Origin of the sequence: Ancylobacter rudongensis (assembly GCF_900100155.1) — a bacterium.
In the GTDB taxonomy this organism is placed as follows: domain Bacteria; phylum Pseudomonadota; class Alphaproteobacteria; order Rhizobiales; family Xanthobacteraceae; genus Ancylobacter; species Ancylobacter rudongensis.
Genome location: NZ_FMTP01000003.1, coordinates 458,195 through 478,632, shown reverse-complemented (window position 1 = coordinate 478,632; position 20,438 = coordinate 458,195). Strand labels below are relative to the sequence as shown.

Here is a 20,438-nt window from a genome sequence, read left to right as displayed (position 1 = left end):
CATGTCGGCGCCAGCCCCCTGCGCCTTCCGTAAGGGCATGGGCCGCCAGCGTTTTTCGCAACGCCCGAATCACGCAATTGCGGCCCGGCGCGCGAATTCTTCACCGCACCATCACGCTTCCGCCATCGGCGCGCGTCATCCGATCCTCTAACGTAGGGGCTGGGCAGCGGGCGGAGGATGGCGGGTCCATGCATGAAGACGGTCACGGATTGCTGCTGGGGGCGCTGGTGTTTCTCGCCACCGCCGTCATCGCCGTTCCGGTGGCGCGCCGGCTCGGCTTGTCGCCGATCGTCGGCTACCTGCTGGCCGGGGTGGCGATAGGCCCATCCGGCATCGGCGCGTTCGATGATCCCGAGCGCATCATCACCGTCGCCGAGATCGGCGTCGTGCTGCTGCTGTTCATCATCGGGCTGGAGCTACAGGTCTCGCGGCTGCTGGCGCTGCGGCGGGCGATCTTCGGCCTGGGCACGGCACAGCTTCTGTTCAGCGGAGCCGCCATTGCGGTGCTGACCCATTACGCCGCAACCGGCTTCGACTGGCGCGGCGCGCTGGTGGCCGGCATGGCGCTGGCGCTGTCGGCGACCTCGATCGCGCTGCAGCTGCTGGAGGAGAAGGGCGGACTCGCCCAGCCCTATGGCCAGCGGGCCTTCGGGGTGCTGTTGTTCCAGGACATGGCGATCGTGCCGCTGCTCGCCCTGCTGCCCTTTCTCGGGCAGGGCACGCATGAGGAGCACAGCTTTCTCGATTCGGCGCGGCATGTGGCGATCATCGTCGGGGCGATGCTGCTCATCATCGGTGCCGGTCGCTATCTGCTCACGCCGCTGTTCCGCATCCTCGCCCGGTCCGGCGCCCGCGAGGTGATGACGGCGGCGGCGCTGCTGGTGGTGCTGGGGGCCGGGGCGCTGATGGCGGCGGCCGGCATGTCGATGGCGCTGGGCGCGTTCCTGGCCGGCGTCATGCTGTCCGAATCGAATTTCCGGCACGAGCTCGAAGCCAATATCGACGCCTTTCGCGGCCTGTTGATCGCGCTGTTCTTCATGGGCGTGGGCATGTCGATGAACCTGCCGGTGGTGCTCGCCAACGCGCCGCTGCTGATCATCGGCACGCTGCTGGTCACGCTGGTGAAGGCGGTCTCGGTGTGGGCGGTGTTCCGCTTCTCCGACAGCACGCGGGCCGACGCGGTGCGCTCCGCTTCGGTGCTGACGCCGGCGGGCGAGTTCTCCTTCGTGTTGTTTCCGCTGGCCCTCGGGCTTGGGCTGATCGATTCGCGCCAGTCCGACATGCTGGTCGCCTGCGCCGCGATGACCATGCTGCTTGGCCCACCGGTGGCACTGCTTGGTGAGCAGCTGGCGCGGCGGCTGGATCGCCGAAAGGCCGCTTTGCCGAGCGAGGATTTCAGCGACGCCCATGGCTCGGTGCTGGTCGTCGGCTTCGGCCGCTTCGGCCAGATCGTCTCGCAATGCCTGCTGGCGCAGGGGATGGAGGTCACGATCATCGACAATGATGTCGAGATGATCCAGAACGCTGGCCGCTTCGGCTTCCGCATCTATTATGGCGACGGCACCCGGCTCGACGTGCTGCGCGCCGCCGGTGCCGAGCGGGCACGGGTCGTTGCCATCTGCGTCGACCGGCGCGAGACCACTGACCGGATCGTCGAGATCATCCGCCAGAACATGCCCGATGTGCGGCTGCATGCGCGGGCCTTCGACCGGACCCATGCGGTGGCGCTGCGCGGGCGCGGGGTGGATTACGAGATTCGCGAGACCTTCGAATCGGCGCTGGCCTTTGGTGAGGCCGCCCTGCGCGCCAATGGCATCGACGCCGCTACCGCTCAGGCCACCGTCGCCGATGTGCGCCAGCGCGACCTGGAACGGCTCCGCCGGCAGCTCGCCGAGGGCGAGGATCGTGGGCCGCTGCCGCTCGAACCCGAGCCGCTGATCACTCCCGAGCGTCCCGCCCGCCCGCTCAACCCCGAGGCCGAGGACGTGCTGAAGCACGAGACCGAATTCTCTTCCTGAGATGTGAACGCACCGTCATCGGTCAAAGGCGGCGCTTTCTCACCCGGCCCGTTTCAATTGTCGCATGGTCGGCATAGGCTTGGCCTAGACATTCGGCTTGAATGCAACGGGCGCTGGCCCGGACCGCGGGGTTCGCGGGCGCTGGCGTCGTATCGGGGAGAAAAGCAGATGCAGCTCGGAATCGTTGGCCTTGGCCGCATGGGTGGGAATATCGCGCGCCGTCTCACCAAGGCGGGACACGACTGCGTGGTGTGGGACCGCAACGAGGCCGCCGTGACGGAGCTGGGTGGCGAAGGCAACCGGCCCGCCGCCGACCTCGCCGATCTCGTCGCCAAGCTCGACGCCCCGCGCGCCATCTGGGTGATGCTGCCGGCCGGCGCACCGACCGAGAGCACCATCGCTACCCTGGCCGGGCTGCTGGCGCCGGGCGATGTCATCATCGACGGCGGCAACACCTTCTACAAGGACGACATCCGCCGCGCCGCCGAACTGGAGCCCAAGGGCCTGCACTATATCGATGTCGGCACCTCAGGCGGCGTCTGGGGCCTGGAGCGCGGCTACTGCATGATGATCGGCGGCACCAAGGAGGCGGTCGACCGGCTCGACCCGATCTTCGCCGCCCTCGCCCCCGGCCTTGGCGACATTCCCCGCACCCCGGGCCGCGAGGGCCGCGATTCGCGGGTCGAGAACGGCTACATGCATTGCGGGCCGGCCGGCTCCGGCCATTTCGTCAAGATGGTGCATAACGGCATCGAATACGGGCTGATGCAGGCCTATGCCGAAGGCTTCGAGATTCTCCGGCACAAGGATTCGACCGCCCTGCCCGAGAATGAGCGCTTCACGCTCGATCTCGCCGACGTCTCGGAAGTGTGGCGTCGCGGCAGCGTGGTGTCGTCCTGGCTGCTCGATCTCTCCGCCATCGCCCTGACCAAGGACGAGCAGCTGAGCGATTTCCCCGGCGAGGTCGCCGATTCGGGCGAGGGCCGCTGGACGGTGATGGCGGCGATCGAGGAGGCTGTGTCCGCCGAGGTGCTTTCCGCCGCCCTCTACACCCGCTTCCGCTCGCGCCAGGACCACACCTTCGGCGAGAAGCTCCTGTCGGCCATGCGCTTCCAGTTCGGTGGCCATACCGAATTCAAGTCCAAGTGAGCGGCGGGCCAGCAATCCATGGGAAGCGAATCCGTCGTTCTCGGCAAGAAGGTGCTGGCGCCCGATACGGCGCCGGCACCGGCCTCGACCTTTTTCATCTTCGGCGCCTCGGGCGATCTCACCAAGCGCCTGCTGCTGCCCTCGCTCTACAACCTCGCCCATGAGGGCGTGCTGGTCGACGACTTCGCCATTGTCGGCGTCGACCATGTCGCGCAGAGCGAGGAGGATTATCGCGCCTTCCTGACCGACGCGGTGCGGGAGCTGCCGGGCTCGGTCGATACCGAAGGCGAGACCTGGCGCTGGCTGGTCAGCCGGATCTTCTACGTCTCCGGCGATTTCGAGGACCCCGCCACCTATGGGCGCATCCGCGAGCGGCTGGACCAGCGCAAGGCGCAGACCGGGAATGCGGTGTTCTATCTCGCCGTGGCGCCGCGCTTCTTCGCCACCATCTCCGAGCAGCTCGGCGCCGCCGGCCTGCTGGAGGAGGGGGAGGACAGCTTCCGTCATATCGTGGTGGAAAAGCCCTTCGGTTCCGACATGCCCTCGGCCAAGGCGCTGAACCGGCGCCTGCTGGCGGTGGCCGACGAGCGCCAGATTTACCGGATCGACCATTTCCTCGGCAAGGAAACGGTTCAGAACATGATGGCGCTGCGCTTCGGCAACGGCATTTTCGAGCCGATCTGGAGCAAGGAATATATCGACCATGTCCAGATCACCGCCGCCGAGACGGTGACGGTGGAGCAGCGCGGCGGCTTCTACGACGCGACAGGCGCGCTGCGCGACATGGTGCCGAACCACATGTTCCAGCTGCTCGCCATGACGGCGATGGAGCCGCCGAACTCCTTCGATGCCGACGCGGTGCGCTCGGAAAAGACCAAGGTGATCGAAGCCATCCGCCACATGCGCCCGAGCGAGGCGATCGGCGCGGCGGTGCGCGGCCAGTACCGCGCCGGCTTCGTCAATGGCGAGGCGGTGAAGGACTATCGCGACGAGAAGGACGTGCATCCTGACAGCCGCACCGAGACCTATGTGGCGCTGAAATGCTACGTCGATTCCTGGCGCTGGAACGGCGTGCCGTTCTATGTTCGCACCGGCAAGGCGCTGGCGGTGCGGCGCACCGAGATCGCCATCCAGTTCAAGCGGGCGCCCGGCGTGCTGTTCCGCCATCTGCCCACGGCGCTGAAGCCGAACCTGATGGTGATCCATGTCCAGCCCGACGAGGGCGTGTCGCTGCGTTTCGCCGCCAAGGTGCCCGGCCGCAAGGTCAAGCTCTCGGATGTCGAGATGAGCTTCAAATATGCCGACTACTTCAAGGCGGCGCCGAGCACCGGCTACGAGACGCTGATCTATGACTGCCTGTGCGGCGACCCCACCCTGTTCCAGCGGGCCGACACGATCGAGGCGGGCTGGGAGGCGGTGGAGCCGATCCTGGAGGCGGTCAGCGGCGGCGAGAACGAGGTGCAGTTCTATTCCGCCGGCTCCAGCGGCCCGGCGATGTCGGACGTGATGCTGGCGCAAGACGGCTTCCAGTGGCTTCCGCTCGAAAGGGATCGCCCGCGATGAGCGTATCGAACCTCGCTGAGGCAATTGACGAGCGCGGGGGCGCGACCAGCGCCCCGGCCTCGCGCATCCGCCTGATGGTGTCGGATGTCGACGGCACGCTGGTGAACAAGGCCAAGGAGGTCACGCCGGCCACGATCGAGGCGGTGCGCCGCCTGCACGCCGCCGGCATCGCCTTCGCTGCCGTCTCGGCCCGCCCGCCGCGCGGCATGAAGCTGATGGTCGAGGCGCTGAATGTCGATCTGTTCGGCGGCTTCAATGGCGGCTCCATCCTGCGCCGCGACTTCTCGGTGGTGGAGGAGCATTTCGTCGCCGCCGAGGCGGCCCGTGCCGGCATCGCCCTGATGAAGCCGCGCGGCGCCTCGATCTGGGTGTTCGCCGACAATGAGTGGTTTGTCACCGACCCAGACAGCACCTATGTCGCCGGGGAGACCCGCACCGTGGCGTTCCAGCCGACAGTGGTGGAAGATTTCGGCGACCACATCACCCGCGCCGGCAAGATCGTGTTCTCCTCGACCGATTTCGACATGCTGGCGGCGAGCGAGCCGGAGCTGCAGGCGCTGGTGGGCACAGGCGCCACGGCGCGGCGCTCGCAGGCCAAATATCTCGACATGACACCGCCCGGCACCGACAAGGGCTATGCGGTGCGCGCCTTCGCCCGGCACTATGGGGTGGCGCTCGACGAGGTGGCTGTCATCGGCGACATGTCGAACGACCTGCCGATGTTCGCCGTCGGCGGCCTTGCCATCGCCATGGGCAATGGCGCGCCGGAGGTGAAGCAGCAGGCGCATTTCGTCACCCTCACCAATGAGGAGGACGGCGTCGCCCACGCCATCGAGCGCTTCGTGCTGCCCCGCGCGCCCGGCGCCTAGCCCGGCGTGACGTGAGATGTCCTCCCGCCTTGGCGGGAGGACCCGGCGCCGCGTCCGGTTGTGGCGCTAGATGCCGAGCCGCTGGCCGATATTGTCGAATCCGCCGGGGCCGATGAGGCCCGAGATGCCGATAAAGATCAGGTAGATGGCGACGATATAGGCGAGCAGGCGCGGCATCACGAGGATGAGGATGCCGGCGATCAGCGCGACGATCGGCTGGATGGCGATGATGTTGATATCCATGGGACGCTCCGCTGGGTGGTAACGACATAAGCCGCCGCGCGCAGGATGGTTCCGCGCCCGCGTCTGTGCAAGCAGGGGGAGGGCGCTGTCCGCGCCGAGCGCTCCGCCCCTGCACCGTCATCCTGAGGTGCGCGCGCCGCGCGCCGCGAAGGATGGCGCGCTGCGGACGGTGGTGGGCTGGTTGCTTCGCGCCTGCGTGCGTCGAGGGCGCCTGCGGCGCCGCCTCAGCCTGACGGGCTGGGCTTTCAAGTCCCTGGGTCCCCGGGTCAAGCCCGGGGATGAGGGCGTGATTTCGCCCGCGGGCCGCCTCGAAGGGAGAGGCCGCGCCCCCTACCCCTCGATGCGGTCGAAATCGGCGATGGAGCGGGTGGCGGCACGGATGTCGGCGAGCAGGCGCAGGCGGTTGACCCGCAGCGCCGGGTCTTCCGCGTTCACCGTCACCTTCTCGAAGAAGGCATCGACCGGGGCGCGCAGGCCGGCGAGCAGCGCCATGGCGGCCTCGAAATCCTCACCGGCCAGCGCCGCCTCGATCTGCGGGCCGAGCGCGGCGATGGCGTCGGCCAGCGCTCGTTCCTCCGGCTCGTGCAGCAGCACCATATCGACGCCGCCCTCGTAAGTGACGCCGTCCTTCTTCTCCTCGATGCGCAGAATATTCGCCGCGCGCTTGGTGCCGGCGAGCAGGTTCTTGCCGTCCTCGGTGGAAAGGAACCGCCCAAGGGCTTCGACGCGCTTCACCACGAGCAGCAGGTCGTCCTGGCCGGGAAGGGCGAACACCGCGTCGACGAGGTCGTGGCGGGCACCCGCTTCGCGCAGATGGACCTTCAGACGGTCGGCGAAGAAGGAGAGGAGGTCCGTCGTCAGAGATTCGGCCTGAATATCCAGTGTTTCCGAAACTAGGTCGCGCGCTTGTTCAAAGCTTAATGCGGTATCAGAAAGTACGGCCCCCAAAATTCTCGTGCCAAACAATCCCGTTACAACTGTTGTGGTTCCGACCTCAACTTTCGCGGTCATACCCGATCGGAACAGCGAACGAAAGAACTGCCCCAGCCTCAGTTTCAGCCCATTCTCCAGCACGATCCGCACCACGCCCAGCGCCGCGCGGCGCAGCGCATAGGGGTCCTTGGAGCCCGTCGGCTTCTCGTCGATGGCCCAGAAGCCGACCAGCGTGTCGAGCTTGTCGGCCAGCGCCACCGCCACCGAGACCGGCGCGGTGGGAACAAAGTCGGTCGGGCCCTGCGGCTTGTAGTGTTCTTCCGCCGCCGCAGCGATTTCCTCGGGCAGACCTTCCAGCCGGGCGTAGTAGCGGCCCATCAGCCCCTGCACTTCGGGGAATTCGCCCACCACTTCGGTGCGCAAATCGCTCTTGGCGTAGAGCGCGGCCTGTTCGGCAAGGTCCGGGTCGGCCCCCACCACGGGCGCGAGTTCGCGCGCCAGCGCGGCGATGCGGCGGATGCGCTCCAGCTGCGAGCCGAGCTTTTCGTGGAAGGTGACGTTGCCGAACCGTTCCAGCCGTTCCGCCAGCGGCACGGTGGCGTTGGTCTTCTGGTCGGTCTCCCAGAAGAACTTGGCGTCCGACAGCCGGGCGCGGATGACGCGCTCATTGCCGGCGATGATCGCCGCGCCGCCATCGCTGGCGGCAAGGTTCGACACCAGGATGAAGCGGCGGGCGAGGCGCCCGGTGGCGGGGTCCCGCAAAACGAAGCACTTCTGGTTGGCGCGGATGGTGGCGCGGATCACCTCGTCCGGCACGTCGAGAAAGGCCGGGTCGAACGACCCCATCAGCACGACAGGCCATTCCACCAGCCCGGCGATCTCCTCCAGCAGGCCGGCATCCTCCACCAGCTCCAGCCCCTGCGCGAGTGCAAGGTCCTTGGCGTCGTTGAGGATGATGTCCTTGCGGCGCTCGCGGTCGACCACGACGAAGGCGGCCTCCAGCTTGGCCATCCAGTCTTCCAGCCGGCGCACGCGGATCGTGCCTTCCGAGAGGAAACGGTGGCCGCGCGTCACATCGCCCGAGCGGATGCCGTCGACCTCGAAGGCCACGACTTCCGGCTCCTCGGTCTCCGGCCCGAAGGTGCAGACGATGGACTGTAGCGGGCGCACCCAGCGCAGCGTGGTGGGGCTGGACGAGCCCTTGCCCCAGCGCATCGACTTCGGCCAGGGGAAGGCGCGGATCACCTGCGGGATGATCTCGGCGATCACCTCAGGCGTGGCGCGGCCATGCTTGTGCAGGCGGGCGACATAGAACTCGCCCTTCTTCGGGTCGCTCTCGATGCTCGCCTGCTCAATGGAGGTGAGGCCGGCGGCCTTTAGGAAGCCGTCGATCGCGCCTTGCGGGGCACCGACGCGCGGGCCCTTGCGCTCCTCATGCGTGTCCGGCTGCTGGGCAGGCAGGCCATGCACGGCGAGCGCCAGCCGGCGCGGGGTGACGAACGCCTTGGCGCCCTCATAGACCAGGCCGCGCTCCACCAGCGCATCGGTGACGAGCTTGCGCAGGCTTTCCGCCGCGCCGGCCTGCATGCGGGCGGGGATTTCTTCGCAGAACAGTTCGAGCAGAAGATCGGGCATGGCGCTGCGTCACGTCGGCTGGCGGGCGGCGCCTTGCGGCGGGCGCCCTTGCGGGAAGGTCGCGGCAGGCCCTAGCACGTCGGGCCGCGCGAGGGGAGGCGTCACGTTCAGGAAAGCACGCGGCCGCGCCCTTCCTTCATCGTCAGCGCGGCAATGAGCGAGACCGCCGCCACCGCGATGAGATAGACGGCCGGGCCCATGTCGAACTGCTCGCGGTTGACCAGATACACCGCCACCATCGGCGCGGTGCCGCCGGCAAGGCCGAGGGCGAGATTGTAGCTGAGCGAGAGCGCGCTGCACCGCGTCGCCGGGCGGAACATCTCCACCAGCACGCAGGGCATCGGCCCGGCATAGGCGGCGACCAGCACCGCGAAGCCGAGCTGTCCCACAAGCGCGGCGCCCGCATCGCCCGAATCCAGCAGGCGGAACAACGGCCAGGAGAACAGGATGAGGCCGATCAGCCCGCCGCACACCACCGGCTTGCGCCCCACCCGGTCCGACAGTGCGGCGAAAACCGGCGCCAGCCCGAGCACCGCGACCATGCTCACCGTGTTGATCTGCAGCGACAGCCGCTCGGTCAGCCCGTCCACCTGCTGCATATAGGTCGTGAGGTAGACGAACAGCATGTAGAAGCTGACGCCGAGCGTGAGGTTGAGCACCGCCGCGCGGATCATCTCCCGCCCGTCCGAGCGCATGGCCTCGATCAGCGGCAGCCGGCCGGGCCGGTGCGCCCGCGCCGGCGGCTCATTCCCATGGGCGGACGAGCCGCGCAGATAGAGGGTGAAGCCGCCGAGCAGAATGCCGAGCAGGAACGGGATGCGCCAGCCCCAGGCGATGAGGTCATCGGTGCTCATCAGTGTCGCGGTGGCCGCGCCCACCATCGAGCCGAGCAGCGTGCCGCCGGAGGCGCCGCAGCCGGCGAAAGAGGCGATAAGCCCGCGCCGGCGCACCTTGGCGTTCTCGGCCAGGAAGATCGCCGACGTCGTGTATTCGCCGCCGATGGAAAGCCCCTGCAGCAGCCGAAGCAGCAGCAACAGAAGCGGCGCGAGCGCGCCAATCGCCGCGTAGGTCGGAAGCAGGCCGATGGCGACGGTCGACGCCGTCATCATCGCGGCGGAGATGAACAGCGCCTGCCGCCGGCCGTAGCGGTCGCCGATATGGCCGAAGACGATGCCCCCCACCGGGCGCATGACGAAGGAGGCGGCGAACACGCCGAAGGCCGCGATCAGCCCGACAAAGGCATCGCTGTCGGGGAAGAAGTTCTTGGCGAAGATCGCGGCGAGGAAGCCGTAGGCGGCGAAATCATACCATTCCAGCGCATTGCCGAGCGCCCCGGCGAGCAGCGCGCGCGGACCCGCCGGCGCGGCGGCGGGCGGAGCGGTCGCCGGTCTGCTATCGCTGCCATGCGCAATGTCGAGGCTGGCCATGGACACGGCTCCGCGCGGGCGGTGGTGGGTCAGGGCGCGGGGGTGCCACCTGCTGCGGTGGCGAGCCAGGCCGCACCGCAGGCCTTGGCCAGTTCGCGCACGCGCAGAATGTAGCTCTGCCGCTCGGTGACGGAGATCACCCCGCGCGCGTCCAGCAGGTTGAACACGTGGCTGGCCTTGATGCACTGGTCATAGGCCGGCTGCGCCATCAGATGGCGGGCCTTGCTGGCGTCTTCCCAGCCCGCTTCAAGATATTTCGCCGCCGCACTTTCGGCCATGCGGAACTGCTCGAACAGCATGTCGGTATCGGCATGCTCGAAATTGTGCCGGGAATATTCCTCTTCCGCCTGCAGGAACACGTCGCCATAGGTGACTTTCTCGTCGCCCTCGCGGCCGTTGAAGTTGAGGTCGTAGACGTTCTCGACCCCCTGCACATACATGGCGAGGCGCTCCAGACCATAGGTCAGCTCGCCCGCGACGGGGGCGCATTCAAAGCCGGCCACCTGCTGGAAATAGGTGAATTGCGAGACTTCCATGCCGTCGCACCAGCACTCCCAGCCCAGCCCCCAGGCGCCGAGCGTCGGGCTTTCCCAGTCATCCTCGACGAAGCGCACATCGTGCAGATTGAGGTCGATGCCGATGGCCGAGAGCGAGGCGAGGTAGAGGTCCTGCAGGCCGGCGGGCGAGGGCTTCAGGATCACCTGGTACTGGTAATAATGCTGCAGCCGGTTGGGGTTCTTGCCGTAGCGCCCATCCTTGGGCCGGCGCGAGGGCTGCACATAGGCGGCTTTCCACGGCAGCGGCCCGAGCGCGCGCAGCGTGGTGGCGGGGTGGAAGGTGCCGGCGCCGACTTCCATGTCATAGGGCTGCAGCACGACGCAGCCCTTGTCCGCCCAGAAGGCATGGAGCGCGAGGATGAGCCCCTGGAACGACTTGTCGGGGCGCATATGCGGCGGCAAAGCGGGATCGATCATGGATGAGCCGGCGGTTGGCGGGAAAGGCGGCGCAACCTAGGCCGGGGAAGGGCGGGGATCAAGGTGGCGGCCAAGGCCGATCGTCGTCATCGCGCGCCACCCGCCGTCATCCCTGACGGCCGCAGGGCGAGTCGGGATCGGGTGAGTCAGCACTCCGGGCGAGAACCCGGCTCTATGAAATCCGCCCACAGCCAATAGAGGCCGGCAAAAGCCATCACACCGCTGCCCATTAACATCCATCCCCTCCAGCCGTCGGCGAAGAAAATCAGATACGCCGTGATGACAACGCCTGCCGATGACATCGACAGCGCAATCAGGAAATTGATGGTGCGACGGATTGGGCCCATGGCGCAGCTTGACCCGTTCATTCCGGCCGATCAATGCCCGAGAGTTCGGACGAGCCACCATCGCCGCCCCGTTTCCGCCCCGGCCAAAACCCATTATCACTTCCCCATGCCCGACAGCCTCTCCGAATCGCCCGTCTCCAACGCCCCCGACTGGACCGTCTCGGAACTCTCCGGCGCGCTGAAGCGCACGGTGGAGGATTCATTCGGCCATGTGCGGGTGCGCGGCGAGATTTCCGGCTATCGCGGCCCGCATTCCTCCGGCCATGCCTATTTCAGCCTGAAGGACACCAATGCCCGGCTCGACGCCGTGGTGTGGAAGGGCGTGTTCGGCCGGCTGAAGCTGCGCCCGGAAGAGGGGCTGGAAGTGGTCGCCATCGGCCGCATCACCACCTTTCCCGGCAAATCCTCCTACCAGATCGTCATCGAGCAGCTGGAATTCGCCGGTGCCGGCGCCATCATGGCGATGCTGGAGGAACGCAAGAACCGCCTCGCCGCCGAGGGGCTGTTCGCGCCCGAGCGCAAGCGCCGCCCGCCCTTCCTGCCGCGCGTGATCGGTGTCGTCACCTCGCCCACCGGGGCGGTGATCCGCGACATTCTGCACCGGCTGAACGACCGTTTCCCCCGCCATGTGCTGGTGTGGCCGGTGCGGGTGCAGGGGGATACGTGCGGGGGAGAGGTCAGCGCCGCCATTCGCGGCTTCAATTCTCTTGCTCCCGGCGGCCCGATTCCCCGCCCCGACGTGCTCATCGTCGCGCGCGGCGGCGGCTCGCTGGAGGATCTGCTCGGCTTTTCCGAGGAGAGCGTGGTGCGGGCGGTGGCCGACAGCGCCATCCCGCTGATCTCCGCCGTCGGCCACGAGACCGATGTGACGCTGATCGACTTCGCCGCCGATCTGCGCGCCCCCACCCCGACGGCGGCGGCGGAGATGGCGGTGCCGGTGCGGGCCGATCTCGTCGCCGAGGTGGCGCAGCTGCATGCGCGTTTGCGCGCCTGTTTCGCTCGTGGAATCGACCGGCGGCGCAGCGACCTGCGCGGCCTCGCCCGGCTGCTGCCGAGCGCCGATGCGGTGCTCGCCGTGCCGCGCCAGCGCCTCGACATGGCCGGACAGCGCCTGCCGAGGGCGCTCAAGGCGAATGCCGGCGCCCACCGGCTGCGGCTCACCCGCACGGAGGGCCGCTTCGGCCCGCACATCCTCACCACCGCCCTCGCCCGGCGGCGCGAAGGGCTCGCTGCGATCACTGCCCGGCTGCCGCGCGGGCTGAGCGCCACCACCGCCGCTCACCGGCTGCGCCTCACCGGCGCCGAAACGCGGCTGCGCCTGATCGCGCAGTCGCAGCGCGACCGCCGCGAGCGCGGCCGCGAGCGACTGGAAAATCTGCGCACGCGGCTGCAGCGCTGCCAGCGCCAGCAGGCGCTCGAGCGTGGCGCCCGGCTGGACGGCGTCGCCAAGCTGCTGACGGCGCTGTCCTATAAGGGGGTGCTCGCGCGTGGCTATGCGCTCGTCCGCGATAGCGCCGGCGCGCCGGTCCACGCGGCGGCCGGCATCCATGCCGGCGACGCGCTGGAGATCGAGTTCCGCGACGGCCGGGTGGCGGTGCAGGCGACGGCCAGCGCCCCGGACGCGCCACCCTCGCCTTCCCGGCCGGCGCGCAAGCCGGCGAAGGCGCGCGCGGCCCCCTTGCCGGACCAGCCCCGCCAGCCCACCTTGTTTGACAGCTGAGGGCCGCAACGCCGATACGTAGTGGCCACGGGCTTGCCGGACCCCCGGCCGGCTCTTTATTGTCGCGGTAACCGAACCGACAGGATGAGCGGGACCATGAACCGCTTCGAACGATTCTCCGCCTCGGGTGAAGCCGAAGTGCGCTATCTCGACGGCGACTTCCGCGTCGTGCGTCCCGGCACCTTCGTGCGCTGCGCCGTGACCGGCGAGGCGATCCCGCTCGACGAGCTGCGCTATTGGAGCGTCGACCTGCAGGAGGCCTATGCCACGCCGGAAGCCGTGCTGGCGCGGCTCTATCCGGAGCGGGCCAAGCCGACCTGATCCCGAGCGACGCGCGCCGCCTGATCGATAAGAGCGTGTTCTAATGCTCGCGCGGGCCCGCTTCCAGCCCGCCGAGCATGCGCTCCAGCGCCTTGGCGCTCTGCGGCTCCAGCGCCATCCGCACCGGCAGCACGTCCGACACCTCGATCAGATGCTGGCCGATCTCGCTGCCGGCCAGGCGCATGGCGTCCTTCTCGGTGGTGACGAGCAGGAGATCCATCTCCTCGGCCTGGGCGCGCAGTTCCTGCACTTCCGACGCGGTATAGACGTGGTGATCGGGAAAGGCCCGGGTCACGACCGGCAGCACGCCGAGCGTGCGCAGCGTCTCGAAGAACTTGGCCGGCCGGCCGATGCCGGCATAGGCCAGCACGCGCTTGCCGAACAGCCGCGCTACCGCCTGCGCTTCCGGCGCCAGCCTTCCGCGCAGCACCACGATGCCGGCGGCATAGCCCTCGCGGGCGGCGCGCTCGCCCGGCGCGCCCTCGCCGATGACGAGCAGCGCCTGCGCCCGCTCCAGCTGCGGGGCGAGCGGCGCGCGCAGCGGCCCCGCCGGCAGGCACAGGCCGTTGCCGACGCCCACCCCGGCATCGATGACGAGGATCGACAGCGACTTGGCCAGCGCCGGGCTCTGGAAGCCGTCATCCATGATGAGGACATCCGCCCCCGCCTGGGCGGCGGCCTGCGCGCCGGCGAGGCGGTCGCGGGCGACGAAGGTCGGGGCACTGCGGGCCAGCAGCAGCGGCTCGTCGCCCACCTCGTCGGCGCCATGCAGCAGCGGGTCGACCCGCACCGGCCCCTTCAGCCGGCCGCCATAGCCGCGGGTGAGAACGGCCGGCTTGTGGCCGCGCAGGCTGAGGCGACGGGCGATCTCGATCACGGTCGGCGTCTTGCCGGCCCCGCCGACGGTCGGGTTGCCGATGCAGATCACCGGCACGCCGACATCGGTGCCGGGCCGGCGCAGCCGGGCCAGCGTCGCCCCGCCCACCAGCGCGCCGAGCGGCGCCAGCAGCTGCGCCAGCCGCCCGCGTTCCCGACGCCACCAGAAAGCGGGTGCCCGCATGACGTTCAGTGCCTCTCCAGCCTGATCTGTACCAGATAGGGATCGATGGCGCCCAGCGTGCGCTCCAGCGCGCCGCCGAAGCTGTCCACCGTGACCTGCGCCGCCGCGATCATCTTCTGCCGTGAGGCGCCGTCGGCGAGCAGCATGTAGATGGCCGCGGCCAGGGTGCGCCCGTCGGTCGCCAGCGCGGCGCCGCCGGCCTCGTCGAGCCGGGCATAAAGCGCATTGAAATTGGTCACATGCGGCCCGTGCACGATCGCGGTGTCGAGCTTGATCGGCTCGATCGGGTTCTGCCCGCCCTTGCGCACCAGCGAGCCGCCGAGCAGTGCCACCGGGCCGAGGCGGTAGAACAGGCCGAGCTCGCCGATCGTGTCGGCGACATAGATGGCGGTGCCCTTGTCGGGCCGGTAGCCATCGCTGCGCAGCACCGCCGGGCATCCCGCCGCCGTCGCCAGCTGCACCACCGCCGTGCCGCGCTCGGGATGGCGCGGGGCGATGACGGTGAGCAGGTTCGGCAGTTCCTTGGCGAGCCGCTGATGCGCCTCGATGACGATCTCCTCCTCGCCCGGATGGGTGGAGGCGGCGACGAACACCACGCGCCCGGCGGTCGCCAGCCGCAGCGCGTCGAAGGCGGCGATGTCGACCGGCGGCGGGGGGGCGTCGAATTTGAGATTGCCGGTCACGGTGACGCGCGGCGCACCGAGCTGGCGCAGCCGCTCGCCATCCTCCGGCCCCTGGGCCAGGCAGAGATCGACCCGCGCCAGCAGCGCCGACACGCTGGCATGGACGCGCTGCCAGTTGGCGAAGGAGGAGGGCGACATCCGCGCATTGACCAGCACCAGCGGCGTCGAACGGGCGTTCACCTCCAGGATGAGATTGGGCCACAGTTCCGATTCCACCAGCAGGACCAGATCCGGCCGCCAGTGCTTGAGGAAGCGGCGAAGGAAGAGCGGCGAATCCAGCGGCACGAACTGGTGCGGCACATCCGGCGGCAGCCGCGCCTGGGCGAGCCGGGCCGAGGTCAGCGTGCCTGACGTGAACAACACGCGAAAGCCGCGCGCGCGCAGCCGCTCGATCAGCGGCAGCACCGCGATCATCTCGCCGACGCTGGCGCCGTGCACCCACACCAGCGGCCCGCGCGGGCGTGGTGCGCTGGCCCGGCCATAGCGCTCGGTGAGCCGCGCGCCATCTTCCTTGCCGCGCTTCAGCCGGCGCGCCAGCAACAGGCCGACAAAGGGCGTCGCGAGCCAGGTCGCCGTGCGGTAGAGGCGCACGAGAAGGGGAGAGCGGGCGCGGTCCATGGCGCGCTAGCCGTTGCGCGACGGGGCGGCCGCGGGATCGACGGCCCCTGTGGCCGTGGCCTGCGCCTTGCGGGCGAGCGCCCTTGCCTCCTCCGGCCGGCCGACGAGTTCCTCGGCGCGGGCGGTGGCGACCTCCAGCTGGCGCTGCACCTCGCGCCGCGCCGCTTCCAGCTCGGCCGGCCCGGCATCGGCCGCCACCCGTACGCCGTCGCCGGCGACAACGGCCGCGCGGCCGAAGGGCAGGTGGATGGCCGATTTGTCCCAGCTGCGGGCGATGATGCGCCGCGACGTGGCGATGGCGACCGGGTAGATCGGCCGGCCCGAATGCTTGGCGATGGTGACGACGCCGAGGCCGGCAAGGCGCGAGATCTTCGGCACATCCGCCGTCATCGCCACATTGGTGCCCTCAGCCAGATGGCGGATCATTTCCAGCGTGGCGTTGAACCCGCCCTTGGTGCGGAAATCGCGCCCCTGCGCGCCCGAGCCGCGGACCGCCCCGATGCCGAGCGCCTCGGCGGCGATGGCGTTCACATCGGCATCGGCGCTGCGCGAGATCATCACCTTGGCGCGGTGATAGGGCCGCACCAGGAAGGGGGTGAGGAAATGCTGGCCGTGCCAGAAGGTCAGGATCATCGGCAGCTGGGCGTCGGCCAGCTCATAGAGATTGGCCGGCTCCATGACTACCCGCTGGGTCCGCCAGACCAGGCGCAGATAGGACGCCATGCCGCGCCCGAGAACGGTGCGGACCGTCGGTGAGGTGCGCAGTCGACGCCACATGCGAAATGCCGGCGGTCAGCTGGTCTTCGCGCTGGCGTCCGGATCCAGCAGGCGATGGAGGTGCACGATGAAATAGCGCGTCTGCGCCTGGTCGACCGTCTGCTGCGCCTTCGCCTTCCACGCGGCGTGGGCGGTGGCGTAGTTCGGAAACACGCCGACGACGTCGAGCGCGTCGAGATCCTTGAAGGTGACGCCGTCGATCTTCTCCAGCTCGCCGCCGAAGACGAGGTGCAGAAGCTGGGGACTGGTGGTCTCGGGCATTCCGGTCGCGTCCTGTGCTCGGGGATCGTCAGCGCGCCACAGCTATGAGAGCCGGATGCAGCAGGCTGCCGGCGGAAACCAGCGCCCCATGCCGCGGTACCGGCGCGTTATAGGCGAGCGGACGACTGTCGAGCGTGGTCAGTCGTCCGCCTGCTTCGTGCACCAAAAGGTCCGCTGCGGCAAGGTCCCAATCATTGCCGTTGGGCGAGGCCAGCGCCGCGTCGAGCTCGCCGGTGGCAACCCGGGCGAGGCGCAGCGCCAGCGAACGGATGCGATCGACCCGGCGCCAGCTGCCAGCGTGGTCGAGATGGGCCAGCCAGGGGGCCGGGCCGTCGATCACGGCGCCGGCCAGCGCGTGGGTGGTGGACACCCGGATCGGCTGGCCATTGCGCGTCGCCCCGCCGCCGAGCACGGCAATGAAAAGCTCCTCGGTGACGGGGGCGAACAGGGCGCCGGCAATGGGACGGCCGTCCTCCACCAGCGCCGCCTCGACGCACCAGTCGGCGCGCCCGGCCATATAGGCGCGGGTGCCGTCGATGGGATCGACGATCCACACCCGCCGCCGCGACAGGCGGGAGGGCTCGTCCACCGTCTCCTCCGACAGCCAGCCATAGTCCGGCCCGACCAGGCTCAGGCGCTCGCGCAGCATCACGTCGACGGCGAGATCGGCCTCGGTGACGGGGGAATCATTGTGCTTCGACCAGCTCTTCACGCCGGCGCGGAACATGTCCACCGCCACCGCGCCAGCCGCGACCACCGCCTCGGCCAGATGCCGCGCCGCCACCGCCGGATCGGCGAGAGGATCAGGGCGGGGCGTGTCGGCGGCAAAAGTGGACATGGGTTCCATTGGCGGGGAGTACGCGGGAGAGATCAGGATTGCAAACGCGATATCGGCATTGCGAGCCATTCCGACAAGCTTTCATCAAGCATAGGTGCCATTCCCGGCCGAGAAGAAACGGTCAACCATGTCCCTTAAGCGGGCCGGCAGCCGCCCGCGACTAGGGTGTCCCCACGACCGAGGCCACAGAGCCAGAAGATCGGCGGGGAGTTGCGTGATGCGTCAACGGAAGATGGAAGCACAGACGATGCCAGCCGGGTCCAGCGCGGCGTTCGAGCCCTATGTAGCGCTGGCGCGCCCGACCACGGCGGAAGACTGGCCGCTGCGGTTCGACGCCGCCGATGCCGGCGCCGATGACGGCTGGCGCCAGATCGAGATCGGCCACGACGAGGTGGTGCTGCGCCGCCGCGTCGCCGGGGTGGCGATGAAGGCGGCGCGCCCGCTCAACGCCTATCTCGGGCTGGCGGTGGCGCTGCTCGATCCGGAGGGCTGGGATGATGGCGTCGCCATCGTGCTGGTGCATGAGGATCCGGCGCTGTCGGTCACGCTCTACAGCGCGCCCCATATCGACGATGTGGTGGCGGAATGGCGGGGCTGGAGCGCGGCGCTCGGCCGACCGATGCTGGTGACGCAGGCGGATGGGTGCCACCGGCCGGCCACTGCGATGATCGGCCGGCTCACCCTTGGCGAGGTGCGCGGGCGCCGGGCGCGCCGGGGCGCGCTCAAGCACCGCCGGCCGAGCGTCTACCGCCGGCGCGGCGCCGGGCGCCCGGGCGAGCTCACCGTGCATCGCGGCGAACGCGAACTGAGCGCGCGGGACTGAGCGCGGCGCCCGGCTCACTCGCTGGTCAGTCGCCCCCCTGCAGCCCGAACGGCCTCACCAGATGGCCGTGGAAGGCGAAGGCGGTCGCCGTGAGGCCTGCCAGCAAAAGGCACGCAGCCACCAGCGCCGGCACAAGCCCGGTCGCCGCCAGCAGCGTGGCGCCGATGCCGGCACCGGTCACGAACGACGCCCAGGAGCCGGCATAGGCCAGCGCCTCCACCGGCTTGCCTCGCCCCCGCGCCCAACGCGCCAGCGCCTGGCCGAGGCCGAACAGCGCCCCGGTGACGAAGCTCTTGCCGATATCCGCCCCGGCGATGATCTGGTGCACGCTGTTCTGCATGCCCATGGCGAGCGCCACCGGCAGCAGCGCCAGCCGGCCGACATCAAGGCCGGCCAACCCCGCCGCCAGCGCGAACAGCAGCACCTCGCTGCCGAGCACCGCGACCAGCTTCCATTCGCCCACCGCGTCGGTGATCAGCGTGCCGAAGAAGGCGCCGGCGACAAAGCTGGCGATGACCGAGGCGGTCAAGAGCGCCAGCGGCCAGTGCCCCTCGGCCAGCTGGATGCCGAGCCGGGTGCTGTTGCCGCTCATGAAGGAGAGAAACAGCCCGCCGAGATGGGCGTAGCCGACGGCGTCGACAAAGCCGGCGATGAGGGTGGCGAAGGTGGCGAACAGAAGCGGGCGGGAACCGGCATCGGTCATCGGCGTCTCGGGTCTCCCGCTCCTTCGACGAAGGGCGGGGGTGCGGCAGGGCGGTCAAGAAAAGGGCGGAGCCCAAGAAAGCGGCGGCCAGAAGGGCCGTCAAGCAGGGGGTGGCTGGGCAACGTGCGGACATGAAAAAGGGCGCACGAAATGCGCCCTTCCTCTCACGATCAGGCACGCCCCTCGGCGGCAGACCCGCAACAAGGCCGGGCTGCGTCAGGGGCAGACATGCACCCAGCCGCCACCCCAGCCGCGACGCCAGAAGCAGTTCGGACGCAGCGGCGGGCCCCAGCCGCGGGCATAGGGGGGCACGTACCAGTTGTTCCAGTTCGGCCGCCAGAAGCAGCGGAACGGACCGCAGACCCAGCGCACGGTCTCGGTAAGCGCGGTCGTCGGTGCAAGGATATCGAGCGCGGCGGCGGAGGGTGAGGCAAGGCCCGGCGTGGCGACGCCGGCTTCGGCCGTGCTGGTGGTCAGGCCGACGGCGGTGAAGGCGGCAAAAACCAGAGCGGCGGCGAAGACCGCCCGGCGCAGCAGCGCGAGAACGGACGTAACGGAGGGACGACGCATGAAGCACTCCCGAGGGAAAGATGGCGATAGCGAGGCAGGATAGCACGAGCCCTGCCTCGTGCCAGCCGTAACCCCATGCGGCAATGGAAATTTCTCAAGGCGGGCAACCGGCGGGCGACAGCGCGCCGCGCGCCGCTTACACTCGGCTTCCGCTCCCCCGATTGACCGCGCGCCGCGCCGCGCGCGCCGCCCCCGGAGACCTTCCATGCGCTCGAAGATCATCGGCACCACGCTCCCCGTTCTCGAACTCCAGCTCGAACCCGGCGACCGGGTCGTCGGCGTGCCGGACCAGCTGTCCTGGATGTCCGGCGATATCGCGCTCACCACCTCCACCGCAGGGGGCGGCGCGGGCGGACTGCTCGGGCTGATGAGCCGTGCGGTCTCCGGCGGCGGGCTGTTCATGACCGAGTTCCATGCCGAGCGCGGGCCCGGCAATGTCGCCTTCGCCGCCAAGCTGCCCGGCAGCTTCGTGGAGATCGAGATCGAGCCCGGGCGCGGCTATCTCGTCCACCGGCACGGCTTTGTCTGCGGTACGCCCGGCATCGAGGTGACGACCGCCTTCCAGCAGACGCTGGGCGGGGCGGTGTTCGGCGGCGAGGGCTTCATCCTGCAGAAGCTCGCCGGCCGGGCCAGCGCCTTTGTCGAGCTGAGCGGCGAGCTCGTCACCTATGAGCTGCAGGCCGGCCAGCAACTGCTCGTCCATCCCGGCCATGTCGGCCTGTTCGAGGAGAGCGTCGCCTTTGAGCTGACGACGATGCGCGGCGTGCGCAACGCGCTGTTCGGCGGCGACGGGCTGTTTCTGGTGCGGCTCTCCGGCCCCGGCAAGGTGTGGCTGCAGAGCCTGACCGCGCCGGGCCTTGCCCATGCGATCAGCCATTATCTGCCCGAGCGCCGGGGGTAGGCGGC

At 69.3% G+C, this 20,438-nt stretch carries 20 protein-coding genes; 8 read left to right on the top strand and 12 right to left on the bottom strand.

All coding sequences use genetic code 11. The features are described 5' to 3' along the window. The first annotated feature begins 188 nt into the window (after nt 1-188). The 4 genes from BLO63_RS10375 to BLO63_RS10360 are packed head-to-tail and all read left to right on the top strand — an operon-like array spanning nt 189 to nt 5,599. The gene (locus tag BLO63_RS10375; protein ID WP_091439947.1) at nt 189-2,018 is read left to right on the top strand and encodes a monovalent cation:proton antiporter-2 (CPA2) family protein; all 1,830 of its coding nucleotides are present in this window, start codon (nt 189-191) and stop codon (nt 2,016-2,018) included. Nucleotides 2,019-2,021: 3 nt separating this feature from the next. Next, complete coding sequence (gene gnd, locus BLO63_RS10370; protein WP_342028862.1) at nt 2,022-3,167, top strand: phosphogluconate dehydrogenase (NAD(+)-dependent, decarboxylating); 1,146 nt, start codon at nt 2,022-2,024, stop codon at nt 3,165-3,167. Nucleotides 3,168-3,185: 18 nt separating this feature from the next. Continuing rightward, nucleotides 3,186-4,730 carry a glucose-6-phosphate dehydrogenase gene (gene zwf, locus BLO63_RS10365; RefSeq protein ID WP_091439942.1) on the top strand — a complete coding sequence of 515 codons (1,545 nt, stop codon included), beginning with the start codon at nt 3,186-3,188 and terminating at the stop codon, nt 4,728-4,730. Continuing rightward, nucleotides 4,727-5,599: a Cof-type HAD-IIB family hydrolase gene (locus BLO63_RS10360; protein WP_091439940.1), complete on the top strand. Its 873-nt coding sequence runs from the start codon at nt 4,727-4,729 to the stop codon at nt 5,597-5,599. The genes zwf and BLO63_RS10360 overlap by 4 nt, the downstream gene beginning before the upstream one ends. Before the next feature lie 66 nt (nt 5,600-5,665). Here BLO63_RS10360 and BLO63_RS10355 read toward each other — a convergent pair whose 3' ends face one another. The 5 genes from BLO63_RS10355 to BLO63_RS10335 form a co-directional block, all read right to left on the bottom strand. Next, nucleotides 5,666-5,842 carry a DUF3096 domain-containing protein gene (locus BLO63_RS10355; protein WP_091439938.1) on the bottom strand — a complete coding sequence of 59 codons (177 nt, stop codon included), beginning with the start codon at nt 5,840-5,842 and terminating at the stop codon, nt 5,666-5,668. Nucleotides 5,843-6,172: 330 nt separating this feature from the next. Then, on the bottom strand, nt 6,173-8,410 hold the full coding sequence (gene glyS / locus BLO63_RS10350) for a glycine--tRNA ligase subunit beta (RefSeq protein ID WP_091439936.1): 2,238 nt from the start codon (nt 8,408-8,410) through the stop codon (nt 6,173-6,175). Between the two features lie 107 nt (nt 8,411-8,517). Further along, nucleotides 8,518-9,837, bottom strand: a complete 1,320-nt coding sequence (locus BLO63_RS10345) for an MFS transporter (RefSeq protein WP_091439933.1) — start codon at nt 9,835-9,837, stop codon at nt 8,518-8,520. Nucleotides 9,838-9,866: 29 nt separating this feature from the next. Continuing rightward, nucleotides 9,867-10,811 (bottom strand): glycine--tRNA ligase subunit alpha, encoded by a 945-nt coding sequence (locus tag BLO63_RS10340; RefSeq protein ID WP_091439932.1) that lies wholly within the window; start codon nt 10,809-10,811, stop codon nt 9,867-9,869. A gap of 146 nt (nt 10,812-10,957) precedes the next feature. Next, nucleotides 10,958-11,179, bottom strand: coding sequence for a hypothetical protein (locus BLO63_RS10335; RefSeq protein WP_143007064.1), 222 nt, complete (start codon nt 11,177-11,179; stop codon nt 10,958-10,960). Nucleotides 11,180-11,264: 85 nt separating this feature from the next. Here BLO63_RS10335 and xseA point away from each other — a divergent pair, with 85 nt between their 5' ends. After that, the gene (xseA, locus tag BLO63_RS10330; protein ID WP_091439926.1) at nt 11,265-12,878 is read left to right on the top strand and encodes an exodeoxyribonuclease VII large subunit; all 1,614 of its coding nucleotides are present in this window, start codon (nt 11,265-11,267) and stop codon (nt 12,876-12,878) included. Nucleotides 12,879-12,974: 96 nt separating this feature from the next. Further along, complete coding sequence (locus tag BLO63_RS10325; protein WP_091439924.1) at nt 12,975-13,199, top strand: DUF2093 domain-containing protein; 225 nt, start codon at nt 12,975-12,977, stop codon at nt 13,197-13,199. 40 nt (nt 13,200-13,239) lie between these two features. Here BLO63_RS10325 and lpxK read toward each other — a convergent pair whose 3' ends face one another. Genes lpxK through BLO63_RS10300 form a run of 5 tightly spaced genes read right to left on the bottom strand, consistent with a single transcriptional unit; the run spans nt 13,240 to nt 17,436 of the window. Beyond that, nucleotides 13,240-14,259: a tetraacyldisaccharide 4'-kinase gene (lpxK, locus tag BLO63_RS10320; RefSeq protein WP_244517795.1), complete on the bottom strand. Its 1,020-nt coding sequence runs from the start codon at nt 14,257-14,259 to the stop codon at nt 13,240-13,242. A gap of 5 nt (nt 14,260-14,264) precedes the next feature. Then, nucleotides 14,265-15,560: a 3-deoxy-D-manno-octulosonic acid transferase gene (locus BLO63_RS10315; RefSeq protein WP_091439922.1), complete on the bottom strand. Its 1,296-nt coding sequence runs from the start codon at nt 15,558-15,560 to the stop codon at nt 14,265-14,267. Nucleotides 15,561-15,566: 6 nt separating this feature from the next. Then, nucleotides 15,567-16,337, bottom strand: a complete 771-nt coding sequence (locus tag BLO63_RS10310; protein WP_091439920.1) for a lysophospholipid acyltransferase family protein — start codon at nt 16,335-16,337, stop codon at nt 15,567-15,569. 15 nt (nt 16,338-16,352) lie between these two features. Then, on the bottom strand, nt 16,353-16,598 hold the full coding sequence (locus BLO63_RS10305) for a DUF4170 domain-containing protein (RefSeq protein ID WP_091439917.1): 246 nt from the start codon (nt 16,596-16,598) through the stop codon (nt 16,353-16,355). Between the two features lie 28 nt (nt 16,599-16,626). Further along, a complete protein-coding gene (locus tag BLO63_RS10300; RefSeq protein WP_091439916.1) occupies nt 16,627-17,436 on the bottom strand; it encodes a 3'(2'),5'-bisphosphate nucleotidase CysQ in 810 nt (269 codons plus the stop codon). A 247-nt stretch (nt 17,437-17,683) separates the two neighbouring features. Between BLO63_RS10300 and BLO63_RS10295 the strand changes: the two genes are divergently transcribed. Then, nucleotides 17,684-18,259, top strand: a complete 576-nt coding sequence (locus BLO63_RS10295) for a DUF6101 family protein (RefSeq protein ID WP_091439913.1) — start codon at nt 17,684-17,686, stop codon at nt 18,257-18,259. Nucleotides 18,260-18,284: 25 nt separating this feature from the next. Here BLO63_RS10295 and BLO63_RS10290 read toward each other — a convergent pair whose 3' ends face one another. Then, on the bottom strand, nt 18,285-18,962 hold the full coding sequence (locus tag BLO63_RS10290) for a YoaK family protein (RefSeq protein ID WP_091439910.1): 678 nt from the start codon (nt 18,960-18,962) through the stop codon (nt 18,285-18,287). Nucleotides 18,963-19,178: 216 nt separating this feature from the next. Beyond that, a complete protein-coding gene (locus BLO63_RS10285; RefSeq protein ID WP_091439907.1) occupies nt 19,179-19,532 on the bottom strand; it encodes a hypothetical protein in 354 nt (117 codons plus the stop codon). Between the two features lie 205 nt (nt 19,533-19,737). Between BLO63_RS10285 and BLO63_RS10280 the strand changes: the two genes are divergently transcribed. Further along, nucleotides 19,738-20,433 carry a TIGR00266 family protein gene (locus tag BLO63_RS10280; protein ID WP_091439904.1) on the top strand — a complete coding sequence of 232 codons (696 nt, stop codon included), beginning with the start codon at nt 19,738-19,740 and terminating at the stop codon, nt 20,431-20,433. The last annotated feature ends 5 nt before the right edge of the window (nt 20,434-20,438 follow it).

Coding starts and splice junctions, on each gene's coding strand:
- BLO63_RS10375 (WP_091439947.1), top strand. CDS start 189: ATGCATGAAGACGGTCACGGATTGCTGCTGGGGGCGCTGGTGTTTCTC.
- zwf (WP_091439942.1), top strand. CDS start 3,186: ATGGGAAGCGAATCCGTCGTTCTCGGCAAGAAGGTGCTGGCGCCCGAT.
- BLO63_RS10360 (WP_091439940.1), top strand. CDS start 4,727: ATGAGCGTATCGAACCTCGCTGAGGCAATTGACGAGCGCGGGGGCGCG.
- BLO63_RS10355 (WP_091439938.1), bottom strand. CDS start 5,842: ATGGATATCAACATCATCGCCATCCAGCCGATCGTCGCGCTGATCGCC.
- glyS (WP_091439936.1), bottom strand. CDS start 8,410: ATGCCCGATCTTCTGCTCGAACTGTTCTGCGAAGAAATCCCCGCCCGC.
- BLO63_RS10345 (WP_091439933.1), bottom strand. CDS start 9,837: ATGGCCAGCCTCGACATTGCGCATGGCAGCGATAGCAGACCGGCGACC.
- BLO63_RS10340 (WP_091439932.1), bottom strand. CDS start 10,811: ATGATCGATCCCGCTTTGCCGCCGCATATGCGCCCCGACAAGTCGTTC.
- BLO63_RS10335 (WP_143007064.1), bottom strand. CDS start 11,179: ATGAACGGGTCAAGCTGCGCCATGGGCCCAATCCGTCGCACCATCAAT.
- xseA (WP_091439926.1), top strand. CDS start 11,265: ATGCCCGACAGCCTCTCCGAATCGCCCGTCTCCAACGCCCCCGACTGG.
- BLO63_RS10325 (WP_091439924.1), top strand. CDS start 12,975: ATGAACCGCTTCGAACGATTCTCCGCCTCGGGTGAAGCCGAAGTGCGC.
- lpxK (WP_244517795.1), bottom strand. CDS start 14,259: ATGCGGGCACCCGCTTTCTGGTGGCGTCGGGAACGCGGGCGGCTGGCG.
- BLO63_RS10315 (WP_091439922.1), bottom strand. CDS start 15,560: ATGGACCGCGCCCGCTCTCCCCTTCTCGTGCGCCTCTACCGCACGGCG.
- BLO63_RS10310 (WP_091439920.1), bottom strand. CDS start 16,337: ATGTGGCGTCGACTGCGCACCTCACCGACGGTCCGCACCGTTCTCGGG.
- BLO63_RS10305 (WP_091439917.1), bottom strand. CDS start 16,598: ATGCCCGAGACCACCAGTCCCCAGCTTCTGCACCTCGTCTTCGGCGGC.
- BLO63_RS10300 (WP_091439916.1), bottom strand. CDS start 17,436: ATGTCCACTTTTGCCGCCGACACGCCCCGCCCTGATCCTCTCGCCGAT.
- BLO63_RS10295 (WP_091439913.1), top strand. CDS start 17,684: ATGCCAGCCGGGTCCAGCGCGGCGTTCGAGCCCTATGTAGCGCTGGCG.
- BLO63_RS10290 (WP_091439910.1), bottom strand. CDS start 18,962: ATGACCGATGCCGGTTCCCGCCCGCTTCTGTTCGCCACCTTCGCCACC.
- BLO63_RS10285 (WP_091439907.1), bottom strand. CDS start 19,532: ATGCGTCGTCCCTCCGTTACGTCCGTTCTCGCGCTGCTGCGCCGGGCG.
- BLO63_RS10280 (WP_091439904.1), top strand. CDS start 19,738: ATGCGCTCGAAGATCATCGGCACCACGCTCCCCGTTCTCGAACTCCAG.